The organism is Sphingobium sp. L-44, from assembly GCF_056859495.1.
The window spans coordinates 1-15,030 of the sequence record NZ_JBSXOQ010000087.1 but is presented as its reverse complement, the minus strand read 5'-3'; the positions used below and the strand labels follow the sequence as shown (position 1 = coordinate 15,030).

Here is a 15,030-nt window from a genome sequence, read left to right as displayed (position 1 = left end):
ACCCATGACCGAAGAACAGCAAAGCCTGGCCGTGGCCAATCCGAAGATGACGGCACGTGACGTCAAGGTCTTCTATGGCGAGAAACAGGCCATCAAGGGCGTGTCGATCGATGTCGACATGGACCATGTCACCGCCTTCATCGGCCCGTCGGGCTGCGGCAAGTCGACCTTTCTGCGGACCCTCAACCGCATGAACGACACCGTCGCCTCGGCGCGGGTCGAAGGCACGATCACGCTCGACGGCGAAGATATCTACGCCCCCTCGATGGACGTGGTGCAGCTGCGTGCGCGGGTCGGCATGGTGTTCCAGAAGCCCAATCCCTTCCCCAAGTCGATCTACGAGAACATCGCCTATGGCCCCCGCATCCACGGCCTCGCCGCGGGCAAGGCGGACATGGACGTGATCGTCGAAAAGTCGCTGCGTCGCGCCGGCCTGTGGGACGAGGTCAAGGATCGCCTCAATGACAGCGGCACCGCTTTGTCGGGCGGTCAGCAGCAGCGTCTGTGCATCGGCCGCGCCATCGCGGTCGAACCCGAAGTCATCCTGATGGACGAACCCTGCTCGGCGCTCGACCCGATCGCCACCGCCAAGATCGAGGAACTGATCCACGAACTGCGCGGCCGCTATGGCATCGTCATCGTCACCCACAACATGCAGCAGGCCGCGCGCGTGTCGCAGCGCACCGCCTTCTTCCACCTGGGCGAACTGGTCGAATATGGCGTGACGAGCGACATCTTCACCAACCCGCGCCAGGAGCGGACCAAGGACTATATCACCGGGCGCTACGGCTGATCCCGCGCGGAGAGAGACAAGACATGGCTGAACATACGATCAAGGCATTTGACGAGGAAATCGACCGGCTGCGCGGCCTGATCGCCGAAATGGGCGGTCGCGCCGAAGCGGCGATCGAGAATGCGATGCTGGCGCTCCAGCGCCAGGACCAGCGTCTCGCTGCCGAAGTCGTCGCCGACGACAAGCGCATCGACGCGCTGGAAGCGGAAGTCGAAAAGCTGGTGGTGCAGATCATCGCCCTGCGCGCGCCGATGGCGAACGATCTGCGCGACGTGATCGCCGCCTTGAAGATCGTCACCGTGGTCGAGCGGATCGGCGACTATGCCAAGAATATCGCCAAGCGCGTGCCGCTGATCGCCGCCAACCAGCACAAGCTGGAGCCGGTGTCGCTGCTGCCCTCGATGGGCCAGGTCGCGGCCGAGATGGTGCATGACGTGCTCAACGCCTTCGCCGCGCGCGACGCCGAACTGGCGCTGGCGGTGGTGGAGCGCGACCAGGTGGTCGACGATTTCTATGACAGCGTGTTCCGCACGCTGGTGACCTATATGGTCGAAAATCCCAAGACGATCAGCGAGTGCGCGCACCTGCTGTTCATCGCCAAGAATATCGAACGCATCGGCGACCATGCGACCAATGTCGCGGAAATGGTCTATTATGCCGCAACGGGCCAGACCCTGCCCGAACGCGAACGCGGCGGCACCCAGCAGCAGGAGAATTGAGGCATGGCGCGGGCGAAGATGCTGTTGGTGGAGGATGACGCGGCGCTCGCCGAACTGCTCATCTGGCATTTCAAGCGTGAGGATTTCGAGGTCGCCCATACCGTCGATGGCGAGGAAGCGCTGCTGATGGCGCAGGAAAACACGCCCGACATCGTCCTGCTCGACTGGATGGTCGAAAGCCTGTCGGGGATCGAGGTCTGCCGTCGCCTGCGCCGCATGAACGGCACTGCCAATGTGCCGATCATCATGCTGACCGCGCGCGGCGAGGAAGAGGATCGCGTCCGCGGACTGGAAACCGGCGCCGACGATTATGTCACCAAGCCCTTCTCGCCCCGCGAGCTGGTCGCCCGCGTCGGCGCGGTGCTGCGCCGTGTGCGTCCGGCACTGGCCGGCGAGACGCTGACCTTCGCCGATGTCGAGATGGACACGGTCGGCCACAAGGTCCGCCGCGGCGGCCAGGTCATCCCGCTCGGCCCCACCGAATTCCGCCTCCTGAAGCATTTCCTGGAGCATCCCGGCTGGGTCTTCTCGCGCGAACGTCTGCTCGACAGCGTCTGGGGCCAGGACAGCGACATCGAACTGCGCACCGTCGACGTCCATATCCGCCGCCTGCGCAAGGCGATCAATGTCGACGGCCGCCACGACATCATCCGCACCGTCCGCTCGGCCGGCTATGCGCTGGACACCGACGGCCTGAACTGATCGTCGCCGCCATCGCCGACCAGAAAGAACCTCTCCGGCACACCGCTTGGGGAGGTTTTTCTTTGGCGCATGCTCGATGGACGGCATTTTGTCTTCCAGGAACAAAGCCCTGTGGATTTCGCCACCGCCTTGCATAAGGTGCCGGCCGGGGGGAAATCATGATTCTCGGTATCGATCTTGGAACGACCAATAGCGCCGCCGCTATCTGGAAGGATGGCGCAGCACAGCTTGTGCCCAATGCGCTGGGCGACTTGCTGACACCGTCGATCGTCAGCGTGGACAATATGGGCATGATCCATGTCGGCCGCGCCGCACGCGATCGGCTGACCACCGACCCGGACGGGACCGTCGCCAGCTTCAAACGCTATATGGGCACGGAACGCCGCGCCTCGATGAGTGGTCACAGCTACTCGCCCGAAGAATTGTCCGGCTGCATCCTGCGCTCGCTCAAGGCCGATGCGGAGGCCTTTTGCGGCGAACCCATCACCGAAGCGGTGATCACGGTGCCGGCCTATTTCAACGATCGCCAGCGCAAGGCCACGCGGCGCGCGGGCGAACTGGCGGGCCTGACCGTGCGGCGCCTGATCAACGAACCGACGGCGGCGGCGCTGGCCTTTGGCGTCCACGATCGCGACGAGCATGAACCCTTTCTGGTCTTCGATCTGGGCGGTGGAACCTTCGACGTGTCGATCGTCGAGATGTTCGACGGCATCATCGAGGTACGCGCCTCATCGGGCGACAATCATCTGGGTGGCGACGATTTCAACAGCGCGATCATCGCGCTGGCCCGCGCCGCGCTGGAGGCGGAGACGCCGCTCGATAATAAAGATCCGCAGCGCCTGGAGGCCCGCCTGCAGGTCGCGGCAGAAGCCACGAAACAGGCCCTGTCCCTCGCCGACGAGGCGGACTTCACGCTGGTCATCGGCGACGAGCAACGCAGCACCCGCATCACCACCCGCGCGCTGGAGGAACAGGCCCAGGGCCTCCTTACCCGGCTGCGTGATCCGGTGCTCCGCTCCTTGCGGGATTCCAACATCGACGTGCGCGCCCTCAGCGAAGTCGTACTGGTCGGCGGGGCGACGCGCATGCCCATCGTCCGCCGCGCCATCACCCGCATGTTCGGCCGCTTCCCCAACAGCACGGTCCATCCCGATCATGCCGTGGCGCTCGGCGCGGCGGTGCAGGCGGGGTTGCTGGCCAGGGACGCCGCTCTCGACGAGATCCGGCTGACCGACGTCTGCCCCTTCACCCTGGGCGTCAACCATTCGGAGCGCGACGCGCGCGGCCATTTCCATCATGGCCTCTTCTCGCCGATCATCGAACGCAACACCGCCATCCCGGTCAGCCGCGTCGAAACCTATCGCACCGTGTCCGACAATCAGCGCTACATCGAATTCGGCATCTATCAGGGTGAGGCGCGCGAAGTCTCCTCCAACGTGCTGTTGGGGTCGATCAGCATCCCGGTGCCGCCACGCCCGGCCGGCGAGATACTGGTCGATTGCCGATTCAGCTATGACAGCAGCGGCCTGCTGGAGGTCGACGTCGTGGTGCCGGAAACGGGCCAGAGTCGCAATCTGGTGATCGTCGACGAAAGCGAGCAGCGCGCCGAACGCGACCTGGCCGAAAGCCGGGCGCGTCTCGCCGCACTCAAATTCCACCCGCGCGAGGCGATGGAAAATGTCGCGGCACTCGCCCGCGCGCGCAAGGGATACGAATCCTTCATCGGCGAGCGCCGGGAAGCCATTGGTCGCTGGATAACCCAGTTCCAGTCGGTGCTGGAAACCCAGGACAGCCGGCTGATCACCGAGGAGCGCAGGCTCCTGCTCCAGAATCTGGACCTGGTCGAAAAGGATTATGGGCTGTGAGCCCTTCGACCGCCTGGCAATTGCTGGGGATAGAAGCGACGGCGGACAGCAAGGCGATCCGCCGTGCCTATGCCGCCCGGCTTCGCGCCATCGATCCGGACCAGGACCGGGATGGCTTTGCCGCGCTGCGCGACGTTCGCGACCAGGCCCTGATGCTGGCATCGGGCGAGGTGGCCGATGCACCGTCTCCCGGCATCATGATCGCCGGGATGGAAGTCATCGTCCCGTCGCCGGACATGGCCTTCAGTGGCTCCCTTCCGGCCACATGCGATGCAGCATCCGCTCCCTTGTCGATCGCGCCCGCAACGCCGCCCCCGGATTGGCGCATGCCGCCCATCGCGCTTGATTGCCGGATCGCCGCGGATGCAGGCGATGCGATCGTGCTGCCCCTGCCCGACGGGGCTGACGCGCTGATCGTGCCGACGGTGACGCGCGCAGAGGTCCAGGATCTCAGCCGCGCCGACCATGCCCTCCATGCCCTGCTCTATCCCGATCCGGACGCGCAGTCGCAAGATCGGCCGATGCATCCGGCGGACATCGTCAACGGCACCACCCTGATCAGCCGCATCCATGCCGAAGCGCAGCAGGGCGCGATAGACCTGCATGCCCGCGTCGACGATTGGCTCGCCAACATATTGGCCGGCTCCTGGCCCCGCGCCCAGCCGCTGCTCGCCCCGGCCGCGCGCCTGTTCGGCTGGGACGCGCTGGAAGGCCAGATCGACGCGCCACCGGCAGTCGACTTCATCAACCGGCGCCTCGCCTCCGACCGCTTCGCCCAGCAGGTGCAGCAGAAAGGCCACCCGCTCCATCGCGCCTGGCAGCAATTGGCCAAGCCGACCCGGCCGGGGCAAGGTCGCGCCCTATGGTGGCAGGGCGCGAAGATAGACGATTTGCTCGGCACCATTCGCCGGGATCATCCGGAAATCGAATCGCGCCTCAACTGGCATCGGATCGCGCTGTGGGAAGATCATAGCGCCCGTCCGATCCGCTGGTGGACCGTCGCCTTCGGCATCTTCTTTGCCCTCCAGTTGATCGTGCGGATCGCAACGAGCATCTATAATCCCGCCGAGAACAGTTCACGCATCTCGCTGGAACAGCCCGTACCTGCAATGCCCGTCGCCACCGCCCCTCGCGTACCCGGCGGTCTGGGCGATGTCGCGGCCGACATGCAGGCGGCGGTACGCGCCGCCTTCGGCAAGGATATTCCGCTCGACCTGCTCCATGCCCAGGCGCCGCTCGTCCATGCGCTCTTCGCCAGCAACTGGCGCGCCGGCATGGGCATGGGGTGGACCCGCGCCCGCTATGTCGAGGCGATGACCGGCATCATCCGCAATCGCTATGCCCTGCTCGCGCGGCAGAAGGGCGGCGACAGCCTGATCGCGATGCAGCGCCAGCGCCTGAAGGAAGAACGCGCGCTCAAGGGCGATCATTGGCACGCCTGCGCCGAGGCGGCCAAGCACGGCGCCTTTGCCGATCCCGAGCTGATCCCCGCCGATCTGCGGGAACCGGCGCGGGCACAGGTCGCCGATCTGGTCATCGCAATGCCCGACAATCCGGTGCTTCCGCCGCCGGGCGGCAGCTTCTCCATCCCCGGCCAGATCGTGCAGCGCGTGATCGACCAGTCCGGCCTGTCGCTCGATCAGGTCAGCGCCGCCTTCCAGAATAAAGGGAAGGACCGGGAACAATGCCTGACCCATATCGCCCTGCTGGATGCCGCGCTGGATGCAAACAAGGCCACCCGCGCCGCCCTGTTGCCGCACATCTGAATCGGCGATCGTCCAACGGAGAGAAGCGCCCCGCCTTGCGGCAGGACGCTTCTTGTCCATCAGCCAGAGGCCATGCCGCGATCAGGCCGCGCGACGGGCCTTGTTCAGCTTCTTGAGCAGCATGTCGCGCTTCAGGCGCGACAGATGGTCGATGAACAGCACGCCTTCGAGATGGTCCATCTCATGCTGCAGACAGGTGGCGAGCAGCCCTTCCAGCTGTTCTTCATGGATGCGGCCGTCACGGTCCATCCAGCTCGCGCGGATCACCGCCGGGCGCTCTACCTCGGCAAACTGGTCGGGCACCGACAGACAGCCTTCATTATAGACCGACTGCTCGTCCGATTCCTTCAGGATTTCCGGATTGATGAACACCATCGGCTTCTTGACCGGCGGCGCGCCTTCCTCATCCGATTCCGGTTCCTGCAGATCCATCACCAGGATGCGCTTGGGCACACCCACCTGGATCGCGGCCAGACCGATGCCCGGCGCGTCATACATGGTTTCGAACATGTCGTCGATCAGACGCTGCAGATCGTCGTCGATCGCCTCTACGGGGGTCGAGATGGTACGCAGGCGCGGATCGGGCGCCTCAAGGATCGGAAGAATGGCCATGGCCAAAACATAAGCGGAACGGGGGAAAATTTCAAGCGACACGGGCGCTGGTCCACGCACCGCTTGCCGCCCCGCCCGGCGGGGTCTAGGCGAGGGGGCGTGACCGACGAAACCGCACAGCAGCGCCGCTACAAATCCTTCGAGGATACCCACCAGATGCTGATCGAGCTGGCGGTCGGGCTGATCGCCGATCGCGGCATCGATGCCCTGTCCCTCTCCGCCCTCGCCCGCGCCGCGGGGGTCAACCGCACCACCATCTATTATCATTTCACCGATCGTGATGCCCTGGTCGCGGCGGTGAAGCTCTGGTCCTCGCAGCAGATCGTCGCCGCCTTCCGCCCGGAACTGCCGCGTCAGGCGCGGATCGACTATGTCACCCGCTTCGTGCTCGACAATCCCGCCATCATGTCGCTGTGGATCGAGGATTTCATCGCGCCGGGCGACATCCGCGCCAGCTATCCGCATTGGGACGCCCTGGTATCGGGCATCGGCACCAGCCTTGCCGCCGCCTTCCCCGACGAGCCGATCGACGCCGAAGTCTATTGCGTGATGCTGCTCACCAGCGCGCTGATCGGCCCGCGCGTCTTTCGCCATCGCGTCGCCCCCGATCTCGACACCGAAGCCACCATCGCCCGCTTCCGCCAGGAACAGCAGCGAGTGTTGCGCCGGGATGGCATCGCAGACGACTGACAACATTTACAACAATAGTGTTGCAAATTCAGGTTGACCCGCTCATGCTGTCGAAAAGACAGACAGCGGAGAGCGATGATGCACGGCGAACGGCCCGGCTTTCAGGGCATGAGCGACGACAGTCTGGCCTGGCTCGGCACCGCGCCGATCCCCGCCGCCCCCTATCATGATCCGGCCTGGTTCGAGCTGGAACGGGAAGCGGTGTTCCGCCGCTCCTGGTTGCAGATCGGCCATGTCTGCGAACTGCCCGACAGCGGCAACTTCATCCGCCGCGACATCGAGGCACTCAATGTGTCGCTGCTGATCGTGCGCGGCCGCGAGGGCGAGATTCGCGCCTTCCACAATGTCTGCACCCATCGCGGCACCCAGCTGGTCGAGGAGGAAAGCGGCAGGCGCGGCACCTTCTCCTGCCCCTATCATCGCTGGTCCTTCGGCACCGATGGCGCATTGCTCGCCGCCCCCGATTTCGATCGTTTCTTCGTCGACAAGGCCGACTGCGCCCTGCCCCGCGTCGCGCTCGACATCTGCGGCGGGCTGATCTTCGTCCATCTCGGCACGCCGGACAAAAGCCTGCGCGACGATCTTGGCCCCTATGCGACCATGCTCGACGGCTTCCCGACGGCACAGGCCGCCACCTTTTCCGAATATGTCTATGAGATCGACGCCAACTGGAAGCTGACCTACGACAATTTCCAGGAAAATTACCATCTCCGCTTCATCCATCCCCGCTCCGGCGCACCCGCCGTGGGCGAGGATAATCCGTTCGGCTATCCGGTGAAGATGGGCTTTCATGGCCCTCACCGCACCCAGACGATCTGGACCAATCCCGCCCCCGCGCCCAAACCGGTGCAGGCGCAATCCTTCGGCCGCGCCGCCCGTTTCGCCATGGCCGACGGCACCGCCGGCCCGCACAGCCGCGACTATCTCGCGCTCTTTCCCAATTTCTTCATCCTGGGCTCGCCGGCCCAGCCCTTCTCCCACACCGTCTGGCCGATCGACGCCCGCCGCTCGCGGGGCGTGATCCGCCTCTACTGGAAGGGCGAGGATGACTGCGCCAGCCGCCGCTATGCCCGCGAATATGCCATGGCCAGCGCGCGCGACATCCATGCCGAGGATCGCGACGTGATCGAGGCGGGACAGCGCGGCCTCAACAGCGGCGCGCTCAAACATATCCATTTCCAGGCGCAGGAGGCGCTGTGCCGCCACCTCTTCAACGCCGTCGACGAACGGGTGCAGGCCTATCGAGCAGAACGGACCAGCGCTACGCCCCGGCCCGCCTCGCGGGCGGAGGCAATGGCATGACCGCCCTCCTCCCTACCGGCTTCGAGGCGCTCGTCCCCTTTGCCGATCGCTGGGCGATCGACGGCTCGATCGCCCGTTCTGCCCGGCGCGGCGACGCAGATCCGGCCGACCGCGCCGCCTTCTTCGCGGCGGCCGCGCCCCTGCTCGACGCCGCCCTTGTTCATCTCGACAGCCGGCCGATCGACGCGCTGGACGCGGCCGAGCAGCGGCTGATGGACATGATGCTGACCCTCGCCCATGTCTCGCTGACCGAAGAGATATTGGGCGACCAGGAACCCGCCCACGCCCGCCAGCGCCAGCATATGCGCATTACCCGGACCCCGGCGGGCGCCTGAGAGACGCAGGCCCGCCCCGTCATTCCAAGCGCAGCAAAGCAATGACGAGGATCGGGCTTTGACCGCTGCCGACCAATTGCAGAAGTTCGGTCACGTGGTCATAAAGCCGTGATGCAGAAATATAGCCGCTATGTGACCTTGGTGTTGATCGCGCTGCTCATTACCGCTGGATTGATAATAGCAAGGCTCTATCCACTAGCGAATGCTACTGCCATCCAACCAGGCGATGAGCCTGTCGTGAGCAACGCTCTGAACGACGCTCAAAAACTATTCCGCTCGGAAGCCATCAATAAAGCTTCCAGATTGCCCGTGGTCATACGGATGTCTGATCGCACATGCGTTGAGTTACGCCCATATTCGAAGGCTCCTGCTGGCACCTACTTGGCTTGCTACGATAATCGCAACGGTCGCTTGATCGAGGAAAAGGCAACAGGCGGTTATTGAACGTCCGAAAGCGACGAAAAATTGCGAAAACCGGACCGTCGCCTATCCACCCAAATCCGCCGCCCTTCCCGTCCATCATCCGGCCTGTCCTACACGCCGCTTGTCTGATCTACTGCCCGGATGGATCATCATCCCCCTGCCCTTCTACCCCAGTCATGGCCCTCTGCGCACGGGCCATCGACGCGTGGTGATCGCACCATAGGGGCGTTCCTGGTGCGCGGCAGAAGCGCGATTGTCGCGTCACAGGGGCGATGCGGGCGCATATTGGACACCTCCACCCCATGGGTGGTGACGCGCCACCGGCGCAAAGCCGACGCGTCACAGGCGCGTTCCCGGCGCATTTCGCCCAGAAAGCCCGATAATGGTGTGAACTTCGGGAGACGCGTGTCCCCGCCTTTGGCCCGTCCCTCAGCCCAGCGGTCGCCGCGCGCGCAGCGCTTGGGCCAGCGTGCCCTCGTCCAGATAGTCGAGTTCGCCGCCCACCGGCACGCCATGGGCCAGCTGGGTCAGGCGGATCGGGAAGCGCTCCAGCCGCTCGGCCAGATAATGGGCGGTGGTCTGCCCCTCCAGCGTGGCGTTCATCGCCAGCACCACCTCGTCAATGCCGCCGGCCTCGACCCGCGCGACCAGCGCATCGATGCTCAAATCCTCGGGCCGCACCCCCTCCAGTGCAGAGAGGCGGCCGCCCAGCACATGGAAGCGACCGGGGAAGAGGCGCGACTTGTCGAGCGCCCACAGGTCCGCGACATCCTCCACCACGCACAGCGCCCGCGCATCGCGGCGCGGATCGGCGCAGATGCCGCAGGGATCGACGGTATCGACATTGCCGCAGACCTGGCAGGTGACCAGCCGTTCGTTGACCGCCGCGAGCGCGCGCAGCAGCGGCTCCAGCGCGCCCTCGCGCTTCTTGAGCAGATGCAGCACCGCGCGCCGTGCCGAACGGGGGCCAAGGCCGGGCAGTCGCGACAGCGCCTGGGTCAGCGTCTCGATTTCAGGTGAAGCCATATCGTGAGATAAGGGGTTGCATGTCTTTCCGACAAGAGCTTTGAGGACGGACTTGGAAATACGCCGATGGCGCATTTCAAATGCGGTGCCAGCCCGCTCCCCCACCCGGCCACCTAACGGCAGTATCTTGAAGGGTGGCCGGGTGGGGGAGCGGGCTGGTGCGGGAAGCGGAAAAAACTATGCGTATCATCTATATGGGCACCCCCGATTTCGCCGTTCCAGCGCTCGATGCACTGGTGAAGGCCGGGCATGACATCGTCGCCGTCTATAGCCAGCCACCCCGGCCGGCCGGCCGGGGCAAGGCGCTGCGCCCCTCCCCGGTGCAGGCCCGCGCCGAGCAACTGGGGATCGAGGTGCGCACACCGGTTTCACTGAAGGACGAGACGGTGCAGGCCGCCTTCGCCGCGCTCGACGCCGATGTCGCGGTGGTTGCCGCCTATGGGCTGATCCTGCCGCGCGCGATCCTGGCGATGCCGCGCCATGGCTGCCTCAACATCCATGGCTCGCTGCTGCCGCGCTGGCGCGGCGCCGCGCCGGTGCAGCGCGCGATCCTGTCCGGCGACAACGTCACCGGCGTCACCATCATGGACATGGAAGCGGGCCTCGACACCGGGCCGATGCGCGCCAAGCATGTTACCCCGGTCGCGGACAAGACGGCAGGTGAACTGACCGAAGAACTGGCACAGGCTGGCGCCGATCTGATGGTCGATGTACTGGACGATCTGGCTGGCCATCCGCCGGTGGCCCAGCCTGAAGAGGGCGTCTCCTACGCCGCGAAGATCGACAAGGCGGAGGCGCGGATCGATTTCAGCCGCGACGCGCATCAGGTCGAACGCCAGGTCCGCGCCTTCAATCCCTTCCCCGGAGCCTTCTTCGAATATGGCGGCGAACGCTTCCGCATCCTCGCCGCCACGGTCGAGGATCATGCCGGGCCGGCGGGCGAACTGCTCGATCACAGCCTGCTGATCGGCTGCGGCCATGGCGCGATCCGTCCGACGCTGATCCAGCGCGCGGGCAAGGCGGCGATGTCGGCGGGCGAATTGCTGCGCGGCTTCGACATGCCCACCGGCGGCCGGGTCGACGCCTGAGCCGATGGCCCGTTTCGCCTTCACCGTCGAATTTGACGGCCGCCCCTTCATGGGCTGGCAGCGTCAGGCCCATGGCCCCAGCGTCCAGCAGGCGATCGAGGATGCGATCCATGCCGTCACTGGCGAGCGCGCGATCCTGCACGCCGCCGGCCGCACCGATGCCGGCGTCCATGGCCTTGCCATGCGGGCCCATGCCGATGTCGAAAAGCCGCTGACGCCCTTCCGCCTGATGGAGGCGATCAATGCGAAGCTGCGGCCCCATCCGGTCGCGATCCTCGCCTGCGAGGAAGTCGCGCCGGACTGGCATGCCCGTTTCAGCTGCACCGGCCGCGCCTATGTCTATCGCATCGCCAATCGCCGCGCGCCGCTGACCCTGGAATCGGGTCTCGCCTGGCGGGTGATCCAGCCGCTCGACGCCGACGCCATGCACGACGCCGCGCAGATCCTGGTGGGTCATCATGACTTCACCACCTTCCGCTCGGTCCATTGCCAGGCGGCCAGTCCGCTGAAGTCGCTGGCGATGCTGAATGTCTCGCGTGAAGGCGATCGCATCGCCATCCGGGCGGAGGCGCGATCCTTCCTCCATCATCAGGTCCGCTCGATGGTCGGCTGTCTCGCGATGGTCGGCATGGGCCGCTGGAGCGCCGATGACCTGCGCGATGCGCTGGAGGCGCGTGACCGCGCCCGGCTGGCGCTCAACGCGCCGCCGGACGGTCTCTATTTCGTGCGTGCCGATTATAGCAGCGCGGTGGTCACCAGCTGATTCTTGCCGGCGCGCTTGGCCGCCAGCATCGCCTCGTCCGCGCGCGCCACGATGCTGTCCAGTTCGGTGTCATCATCGGGGATCAAGGTCACCAGGCCAAAGCTGCCGCTGACACCGCCATGCGCGCCGCCCAGCGTCATCAGTCCGACGCGCAGCGCCTCGCCCAGGTCCGTGCCTTCCTCGTCGACCAGAAGCACGAACTCGTCGCCGCCCATTCGCGCCACGACATGGCGGGTGGCGACCATATCCTCGATCAGCCGCGCCACCTCGACCAGGCAGCGATCGCCGGCGCTATGCCCGCGACTGTCGTTCAATTGCTTGAACCCGTCGAGATCGAGATAGATCAGGCTGACGGCGCGATGCACCTCGGCTGCCTGCCGCAACAAGGCCCGCGCCCGCACCACGAAGCCGCGACGGTTGAGCAGACCGGTCAGCGGATCATGGACCGCATCGAAATGGGCCTGCCGCATCTCCGACAGATCCTCGACCACGGCGACATAGAATTCGGGCGCATCCCGCTCGTCACGCACCAGCGCCACGGTCAGGTTGATCCAGATCAGCGACGCGTCGGCGCGGATATAGCGCTTCTCCAGCGTATAGCGCTGCAACTCGCCTCGGTGCAGCCGTCCGAGCAGCGCGACATCGGCATCCAGATCATCGGGATGGGTGATCTGCTGGAAACCCAGCCGCATCAGCATCGCGGCCGGATAGCCGGTAATCTCCTCGAAACGGGGATTGGCCGTCAGGAAGCTGCCGTCGAGCGCGACATGGGCAATGCCGACCGGCGCGTGCTGGAAGGTCGCCTGGAACCGGCGCTCCGCATTGGCCAGATTGGCCTGGATCGTCTGCGCCTCCTGGCTCAGTGCCCGCGCGACATGGGTCAGGCGGTCGATCCGGCAGATCGCATCCGGGGTCATCACGGGATCGCGATCAGGGACAATGGACTGGGCGGAGGCAATGGGCACGATGGGCGACTATTCTTTCCTGACTTTGTCGCTTCCTCCTGCGCCCAACAAGGTAAAGACTCTCTTTAGATTACATAATTTACTGGCTCCAGCCTATTGGAGCCGGGTGCGGAACGGGGTGAAGTCGGTGCCCGCATCATAGACGTCGAGCCCCTCGCGTCGCTTGAGACCATTCACCACCACATAGGTGACGGGCGTCAGCACCGCTTCCCAGCCGACCTTCATCGCCCAGTTGGTGACCATCACGGTCAACACCTGCGCCGTGGTCCAGTCGCCATAGAAAGCGAGCGGGTAGAAGAGCAGGCTGTCCACACCCTGCCCCACCACAGTCGAGCCGATGGTGCGCATCCACAGATGCCGTCCCTGGGTGATGATCTTCATCTTGGCCAGCACGAAGCTGTTGGCCAGTTCCCCCGCCCAGAAGGCGCAAAGCGAGGCAAAGACGATCCGCCAGGTGCTGCCGAACACCGCCTCATAAGCTTTCTGGTCGGGCCAGCCCTCGGCCGGCGGCAAGGCCACCACCACCCAGCTCATCAGCGCCATGAACAGCATCGCGGCAAAACCCGCCCAGACGCAGCGCCGCGCCCGCGCATAGCCATAGACCTCTGTCAGAACGTCGCCGATCACATAGCCGAGCGGAAAGAAGAGGATGCCCGCGCCAAAGGTGACGCCGCCCAGCGACGACAGCTTGGCCGCGCCGATCAGGTTGGACAACAGCAATATGGCGACGAAGGCCGCCATGAAGAAATCATAATAACGCAGCGGCCGTGCGCCCAGCACGGTCGCGTCGATTTTCCGGATGCCCGCGTCGCTCATCCTTCAGTGCATATCCCGCCGACACACGATTGCAACGACTGCGAAAGATTGCGCCGCAGCCCAAGCCCCGCTATCGCTCCCGCGCACGGCCCCGTAGCTCAGTTGGATAGAGCATCCGCCTTCTAAGCGGATGGTCGCAGGTTCGAATCCTGCCGGGGTCGCCACGTTCCTGCTCATATCCCTTCCTTTTCAAGGGTTTGTGGTTGTTCCTTGGCTACCTTTTTCGCCCGGTTAGCCATCACCATGGCCATTGCAGCGTCGGCGCGGGCGGCCGTGTCGCTGGTTCCAGCATAGTGACGATACTCTTTCACCGTCTTGTGGCCGGTAATCGCCATCCCCTGTTCATCGCTGCATCCGGCTTCGCGACACCGCCTTGCGGCCGACTTTCGCAAACCATGAGGCGAGCAATGGGAGAGGCCTGCAACGATGCAGGCCCGCTTCATGAGATTGTAAAATCCCTTCTGCGTGAACGGTTCGCCATCCTTGGTTTCGATCAACGTCACGTCGCCCAAGGGGCCAGCCTCCAGCGCCTGCTCTAGAGGCTCGACAACCGGCACATCAACGGCCGTGCTAGTCTTGCTCTGCCGAAGTCTGATGCGGCCGCCCTGGATGCTATCATGCGTCATGAAGCGAACGTCACCGCTTCGCTGTGCGCCATAGAGCAATAGCGCAAACGCGAGACGCGGCTTCGTTCCTAACGGATGCTTTGCCTCGAATGCTTCCAGCTCTTCTTCAGTCCAAGGGTGAAAACCTTCGCTTTCGGCTACCTTGGGTGCGCGAGTGTCTTTGACTGGGTCGAAACTGGCCGGGACGATCTTTGCTCGGCGGGCGATGACAAAAAGCTGCGCCAGAAGCTTTCGTAGACGGGCGGCCGCGTGCGGCTTATGCCGCATAGCGTTCATCAACCGGGCGATGCGATCTGCATCGAAGCGCTTGATAGGGTCATCACCAAAGCTCGCCCGGAACCGCTCCAATACGCCCCTGTAGACCACCTTCGTGCTATCGCGCAGGTCTTGGAAAGCATTGTGTTGATTTCCACTGAGAAGTGACCCGGGTAGGGCGTAAATTTCCACTAAGAATTGACCCATGTTGAACTCGTCCCTGGCTTTGGCAAGCGAGGGTATATGGAGTGTTGGACATGGCGTTATTGAGCGTTATCCGGCGC

General features: G+C 64.8%; 16 protein-coding genes and 1 tRNA gene. 12 read left to right on the top strand and 5 right to left on the bottom strand.

What is annotated here, in order from left to right:
- Positions 1 to 4 precede the first annotated feature (4 nt).
- The 5 genes from pstB (at position 5) to AC13EK_RS11220 (ending at position 5,845) form a co-directional block, all read left to right on the top strand.
- Positions 5 to 793 carry a phosphate ABC transporter ATP-binding protein PstB gene (pstB, locus tag AC13EK_RS11240; protein ID WP_004210863.1) on the top strand — a complete coding sequence of 263 codons (789 nt, stop codon included), beginning with the start codon at positions 5 to 7 and terminating at the stop codon, positions 791 to 793.
- A gap of 23 nt (positions 794 to 816) precedes the next feature.
- A complete protein-coding gene (gene phoU / locus AC13EK_RS11235) occupies positions 817 to 1,512 on the top strand; it encodes a phosphate signaling complex protein PhoU (RefSeq protein WP_483022201.1) in 696 nt (231 codons plus the stop codon).
- A 3-nt stretch (positions 1,513 to 1,515) separates the two neighbouring features.
- Positions 1,516 to 2,214 (top strand): phosphate regulon transcriptional regulator PhoB, encoded by a 699-nt coding sequence (gene phoB / locus AC13EK_RS11230; protein ID WP_004210860.1) that lies wholly within the window; start codon positions 1,516 to 1,518, stop codon positions 2,212 to 2,214.
- 158 nt (positions 2,215 to 2,372) lie between these two features.
- The gene (locus AC13EK_RS11225; protein ID WP_069336141.1) at positions 2,373 to 4,079 is read left to right on the top strand and encodes an Hsp70 family protein; all 1,707 of its coding nucleotides are present in this window, start codon (positions 2,373 to 2,375) and stop codon (positions 4,077 to 4,079) included.
- Positions 4,076 to 5,845 (top strand): hypothetical protein, encoded by a 1,770-nt coding sequence (locus AC13EK_RS11220; protein ID WP_069336140.1) that lies wholly within the window; start codon positions 4,076 to 4,078, stop codon positions 5,843 to 5,845. Before AC13EK_RS11225 ends, AC13EK_RS11220 begins: the two co-directional genes overlap by 4 nt.
- Before the next feature lie 81 nt (positions 5,846 to 5,926).
- Here the strand turns inward: AC13EK_RS11220 and def are convergent, their stop codons facing one another.
- A complete protein-coding gene (gene def / locus AC13EK_RS11215) occupies positions 5,927 to 6,457 on the bottom strand; it encodes a peptide deformylase (RefSeq protein ID WP_004210855.1) in 531 nt (176 codons plus the stop codon).
- A gap of 99 nt (positions 6,458 to 6,556) precedes the next feature.
- On the opposite strand from def, the gene AC13EK_RS11210 reads away from it, so the two are divergent.
- The 4 genes from AC13EK_RS11210 (at position 6,557) to AC13EK_RS11195 (ending at position 9,228) form a co-directional block, all read left to right on the top strand.
- Entirely contained in the window at positions 6,557 to 7,147 is a 591-nt protein-coding gene (locus tag AC13EK_RS11210; protein ID WP_010337563.1) for a TetR/AcrR family transcriptional regulator, read from the top strand.
- A gap of 75 nt (positions 7,148 to 7,222) precedes the next feature.
- The gene (locus tag AC13EK_RS11205; RefSeq protein WP_483022200.1) at positions 7,223 to 8,449 is read left to right on the top strand and encodes an aromatic ring-hydroxylating oxygenase subunit alpha; all 1,227 of its coding nucleotides are present in this window, start codon (positions 7,223 to 7,225) and stop codon (positions 8,447 to 8,449) included.
- Positions 8,446 to 8,784: a hypothetical protein gene (locus tag AC13EK_RS11200; protein WP_069336138.1), complete on the top strand. Its 339-nt coding sequence runs from the start codon at positions 8,446 to 8,448 to the stop codon at positions 8,782 to 8,784. Before AC13EK_RS11205 ends, AC13EK_RS11200 begins: the two co-directional genes overlap by 4 nt.
- Before the next feature lie 111 nt (positions 8,785 to 8,895).
- The gene (locus tag AC13EK_RS11195; protein ID WP_139149943.1) at positions 8,896 to 9,228 is read left to right on the top strand and encodes a hypothetical protein; all 333 of its coding nucleotides are present in this window, start codon (positions 8,896 to 8,898) and stop codon (positions 9,226 to 9,228) included.
- A 408-nt stretch (positions 9,229 to 9,636) separates the two neighbouring features.
- Here the strand turns inward: AC13EK_RS11195 and recR are convergent, their stop codons facing one another.
- Entirely contained in the window at positions 9,637 to 10,233 is a 597-nt protein-coding gene (recR, locus tag AC13EK_RS11190) for a recombination mediator RecR (protein WP_048938762.1), read from the bottom strand.
- 179 nt (positions 10,234 to 10,412) lie between these two features.
- Here recR and fmt point away from each other — a divergent pair, with 179 nt between their 5' ends.
- Positions 10,413 to 11,321, top strand: coding sequence for a methionyl-tRNA formyltransferase (fmt, locus tag AC13EK_RS11185; protein WP_069336137.1), 909 nt, complete (start codon positions 10,413 to 10,415; stop codon positions 11,319 to 11,321).
- 4 nt (positions 11,322 to 11,325) lie between these two features.
- Positions 11,326 to 12,084: a tRNA pseudouridine(38-40) synthase TruA gene (gene truA, locus AC13EK_RS11180; protein ID WP_069336136.1), complete on the top strand. Its 759-nt coding sequence runs from the start codon at positions 11,326 to 11,328 to the stop codon at positions 12,082 to 12,084.
- Here the strand turns inward: truA and AC13EK_RS11175 are convergent.
- Together AC13EK_RS11175 and AC13EK_RS11170 are read right to left on the bottom strand one after the other, a co-directional pair.
- Positions 12,057 to 13,001 carry a GGDEF domain-containing protein gene (locus AC13EK_RS11175; protein WP_069336135.1) on the bottom strand — a complete coding sequence of 315 codons (945 nt, stop codon included), beginning with the start codon at positions 12,999 to 13,001 and terminating at the stop codon, positions 12,057 to 12,059. The genes truA and AC13EK_RS11175 overlap by 28 nt on opposite strands.
- A 141-nt stretch (positions 13,002 to 13,142) precedes the next feature.
- The gene (locus AC13EK_RS11170; protein ID WP_004210843.1) at positions 13,143 to 13,865 is read right to left on the bottom strand and encodes a queuosine precursor transporter; all 723 of its coding nucleotides are present in this window, start codon (positions 13,863 to 13,865) and stop codon (positions 13,143 to 13,145) included.
- Between the two features lie 87 nt (positions 13,866 to 13,952).
- On the opposite strand from AC13EK_RS11170, the gene AC13EK_RS11165 reads away from it, so the two are divergent.
- A tRNA-Arg gene (locus AC13EK_RS11165) sits at positions 13,953 to 14,029 on the top strand.
- A 9-nt stretch (positions 14,030 to 14,038) separates the two neighbouring features.
- Here AC13EK_RS11165 and AC13EK_RS11160 read toward each other — a convergent pair.
- Positions 14,039 to 14,953, bottom strand: a complete 915-nt coding sequence (locus AC13EK_RS11160) for a tyrosine-type recombinase/integrase (protein ID WP_069336134.1) — start codon at positions 14,951 to 14,953, stop codon at positions 14,039 to 14,041.
- Positions 14,954 to 15,030: the final 77 nt, after the last annotated feature.